The organism is Phenylobacterium sp., from assembly GCF_031412415.1.
GTDB lineage: Bacteria > Pseudomonadota > Alphaproteobacteria > Caulobacterales > Caulobacteraceae > Phenylobacterium.
Genome location: NZ_JANOCX010000140.1, coordinates 1 through 3,956, shown reverse-complemented (window position 1 = coordinate 3,956; position 3,956 = coordinate 1). Strand labels below are relative to the sequence as shown.

The window sequence follows — 3,956 nt, the reverse complement described above, 5'->3', positions numbered from 1 at the left end:
GGGCGAGAACTGGTTGAACGCCTCGGCGCCGTTGGAGAATTGCGTGCGGGTCTCCGGCCACTGGGCGAGCTGGGCGGCGATGTAGGAGCGCCACAGGGCGCTGGACGGATCGTCGGAGAGAATGGGTGCGGAGAAGTCAGTCTCCGCCTCTTTGTAGCGCCGCGCCAGGACGCGGGCGATGCCCCGCAGGCCCCGGAATTCCGGATCGTCGGCGAGTTCGGGATGACGGCGAAGGGCGTCGTTGAGCACGCCGATAGCTTCGAAGGACAGCTCGGAGCCGACCAGGAAGCGGGCGAGCGCCATGCGCGCGGCCAGCGGCGCGTCCTTGCCCTTGGCGGCTTCTTCGTTGGAGGCCGACAGCAGGGCATTATAGCGGGCCAGGAACCCACCCGAGCCGGTCTTGCTCCAGGTGGCGTCGATCAGGCCCGGCATGCTCGCGGCCTGCGGCGCGCCCAGCGCCGCGGCGGCGCGTTCGACGCCCGCCGAAGCCGGCGACAGGGCCAGACCCTGGGGTCGACCGATCTGAACCAGGTCACCATCGCGGCGGACCGCGAGGTCTTCCACATAGGACTCGACCGCCAGACCCTGGGCCGACGGCAGCAGGGCCATCTGCACGAACTCGCGGCGGGACGGCAGGCCCTTGGTGGGGCCGAGCGCCGTCACAACCTGCAGGCTGTCGCCCACCACGGGATCGGAGACGACCAGCGTCCCGGTGATCCCCGACACGGCGGCCTTGAGGCCCGCGGGGCCACCAGCCTGGTCGCGGGCGATGCGGATCATGCTGGCCTGCTGGCCCTGGGCGCCGGGACCCAGGGTCACAGTCCAGACAGCGCCTTGGCTGGAGGCGAAGAAGGGCGTGGTGGCGGGCGCCGAGATGCGGACGGCCGAGTAGGTCGTCCCGGTCATGGCCTGCATGCCGTTGAAGTGGCGTAGACCGCGTGGGGCGCTGGAGACGTCCAGCTTCGCCGGGGCGTCGAACACCACCCAGATGGCGTCGCCGCGCCGGAAGACCGCCGCGCCGTTGGGATTGGCCCAGGGGAAGCTGAACTGAACCTGACCGCCGCCGACCTTGGCCTCCATGCGCACCACGCCGCCGGCCGGGACCGGGTTGGCGCGCGGCGGCTCGGGCGGGGCCTCAGCGACGGCGACTTCGGCGGGAGCCACGACCTCGGGGGCGGGCGGCTTCTCGAACAGATTGACGTAGGTGACGCCGCCGTCCACGCCGACCTTGGCGTCGGCGTTGTCGGCCAGGGTCAGCACCAGCTCCAGGCCGCCGCCCGACGACCGCTTGGCCTCGGCGGTCTTCAGCCATTTCGGGGGATTGACCCTCAGCCGCGCGATGTCGGGATTGGCGTCGCGGTTGAACTTCAGGGTCAGTTTCTGGCCGTCTCGGCGGCTAACCGCGCGCCCGCCGCCTGACCAGTGGAACTCGATGCGTGAGAAGTCCCGCGCCTGGGCGACGTGGACCTCCAAGGGGCCACGCGGCGCGACGGCCTTGGCTGGCGCCGCCATGCCCGGAGGCGCGACGACGCTGGCGATGGCGATGGCCGCCACCGTCGAGCGAAGGGCCTGGTTCAGGCGCACGGGCCGCTAGGCCTTCGGCGCCGGCGCCGCGGCGGCCGGGGCGGTCTTGGCCGGATCGGCCGCGGCCTGGGCGGCGGGCTTGGCGGCGGGCTTTGCCGGGGCCTTGGCTGGAAGGGCGGGCGTCTTGACCCCCGCCGCGGCGGCATCGGCGGTGGCGTTCGCGGCCTCGGCGACCTTCTTTACGTCGCTGAAGCGCCTGGCCAGCAGCTCGGTCAGCTTGCGCGCCTCGGCCGGCGGCATGGCGGCCAGGATGGGCGCCAGCGAGCGTTCCTTCATCTTGGCGGCGATGGGCACGCGCACGGCGTCGTCCAGCCCGACCAGGCGCGGCGCGGCGTCCTTGGCCTTCATGTTTTCGAACACCTTCACCAGGCGGTCGATTTCGGCCTGTTCCTTGCCGTTGGCCTGGACCATCAGCCCGGAGATGTCGCCCTTCAATCCGGTCAGCGACTTGATCTTGGCGTCGAGCTTGGCTTCGGCGGCGGCCATCAGGGCGAGCTGGACGTCGATGTCCTGCTCGCGCTTGTCCAGCTGGCCCCGGCGCGTTCCGAGGCTTTGCAGCACCTGCAGTTCGGCCGGCGAAAGGCCCGCCTCCTTGGCGAGTTCGGCGGCCGTGGGCGCGCAGACGGCCGGCAGCTTGCCAGGGGGCGGCAGGGCGACCTTTGCCGCGGCGTCCTTGGCCACGCCGGTCTCAGCCTTGGGCGCATCCTTGGACAGCGGTTCCTTGACGCCCTTGGCGGCCTCCTCGGCGAAGGCGCGCGCGCCCGACAGCATGTCCGGCAACGACTGGGCGCCGGCCACGGCGTTGATCCCGATCACCCCGGCGATGGCGACGCCGACCAGGGGCAGGATGCGGGGCATGTTTTTCATCGGGCGCCTCCGGCGCGCCGCGGCGCAGGCTCGGCGTCCATGTCGAACAGGTCGTCGTCGAAGCGGGGGCGCTCGCGCATCGGCGCAAGGGCGGCGCGGGCGGGACGCTCGCGCTCCGGACGCGGCTGGCGGGCCGCCGACAGCAGCGAGCCCAGGCGGTGGGTCACACGCTCGACATCGCCCAGCTCCAGGTCCTCGCGGTCGCGGCCGCGCAGCGGCTCGACACGGGCCGAGGCTTGCGGCGCGTTCTGGAGCTGGCGATCCAGCTTGGCGGTCAGGTCTCGGGCCTTGGCGATGCGGTCGGCCAGGGCGTCGTGGGCCTCGTCGGTGGCGGCGCGCAGGTCGGCCAGGCCCTGTTCGGCGCGGGCCGCGGCGGTGTCCAGCTCGGCGACGGCCTTGGCGAAACCGTCATGGCTGTCGCGCAGGGCCTTGAGGCGACCGTTGAGCCGGTAACCCATCAATAGGGCCGCGGTCAGCAGACCGGCCAGCATCAGGTTCATGCCGATGGCGATGATGCTCATTTGACCCTCGAAATGGCTTTCTTGGCGTGGGGCGACAGCGGACCGTCCACCCGGACGGCGATGTGGTGGTTGCGGCGACCCATGCGGCCTCGCGTCAGCGGGATCGACCCGGCGCGCAGTTCGATCTGGCTGTCGGGCGTGGCGTTCAGCATCAGGGTGTCGCCGACCTTGAAATCGAGGACCTCGCGCAGGCTGAGCTGCTGTTCGTCGAGGACGGCTCGAACCTCCATCTGGGTGGTCCAGAGTTCGGTGGCCAGGTGGCCTTCCCAGATGTTGTCGCGGCCGAACTTCTCACCCATGAACTGCTGCAGCAGCATCTTCCGGATGGGTTCGAGGGTGGCGTAGGGCAGCAGCAGCTCGATGCGCCCGCCCCGGTCTTCCATGTCGATGCGCAGCTTCACCAGGATGGCGGCGTTGGCGGGGCGCGCGATGGCGGCGAAGCGCGGATTGGTCTCCAGCCGGTCCAGGGTGAAGGTGACCGGCGTCAGGGGCTCGAAGGCCTGCTTGGCGTCGGCCAGGACCACCTCGACCATCCGCTGGACCAGCACGCGCTCGATGGTGGTGTAGGGCCGGCCCTCGATGCGCATGGCCGCGGTGCCGCGACGGCCGCCCAGCAGCACGTCGACGATCGAGTAGATCAGGTTCGAGTCGACCGTCAGCAGGCCGTAGTTCTCCAGCTCCTCGGCCTTGAACACCGAGAGGATGGCCGGCAGCGGGATCGAGTTCAGATAGTCGCCGAACCGGATCGACGAGATGTTGTCGAGGCTGACTTCGACGTTGTCGGACGTGAAATTGCGCAGGGAGGTGGTCATCAACCGCACCAGGCGGTCGAAGACGATCTCGAGCATCGGCAGGCGTTCGTAGGAGACGAGCGCCGAGTTGATGATCGCCCGGATGCCCGAGCGCTCCGCGGCTTCCTCGTCGGAAAGGTCGAAGCCCAACAGGCTGTCGATCTCGTCCTGGTTCAGGATCCGCTCAGCGCCG

Annotated in this window: 3 protein-coding genes and 1 pseudogene; all 4 read right to left on the bottom strand. The window is 70.5% G+C overall.

All coding sequences use genetic code 11. The features are described 5' to 3' along the window. Positions 1 to 1,584, bottom strand: a pseudogene (locus tag RMO04_RS06845) (endoglucanase); the annotation flags it as partial. A 6-nt stretch (positions 1,585 to 1,590) separates the two neighbouring features. Then, positions 1,591 to 2,451 (bottom strand): MotE family protein, encoded by an 861-nt coding sequence (locus RMO04_RS06840; protein WP_309644040.1) that lies wholly within the window; start codon positions 2,449 to 2,451, stop codon positions 1,591 to 1,593. Beyond that, positions 2,448 to 2,972 carry a DUF6468 domain-containing protein gene (locus RMO04_RS06835; RefSeq protein ID WP_309644039.1) on the bottom strand — a complete coding sequence of 175 codons (525 nt, stop codon included), beginning with the start codon at positions 2,970 to 2,972 and terminating at the stop codon, positions 2,448 to 2,450. Before RMO04_RS06835 ends, RMO04_RS06840 begins: the two co-directional genes overlap by 4 nt. Then, positions 2,969 to 3,956 (bottom strand): flagellar motor switch protein FliM (gene fliM, locus RMO04_RS06830; protein WP_309644038.1); only part of this gene is annotated, 988 nt, incomplete at its 5' end. The genes RMO04_RS06835 and fliM, both read right to left, overlap by 4 nt.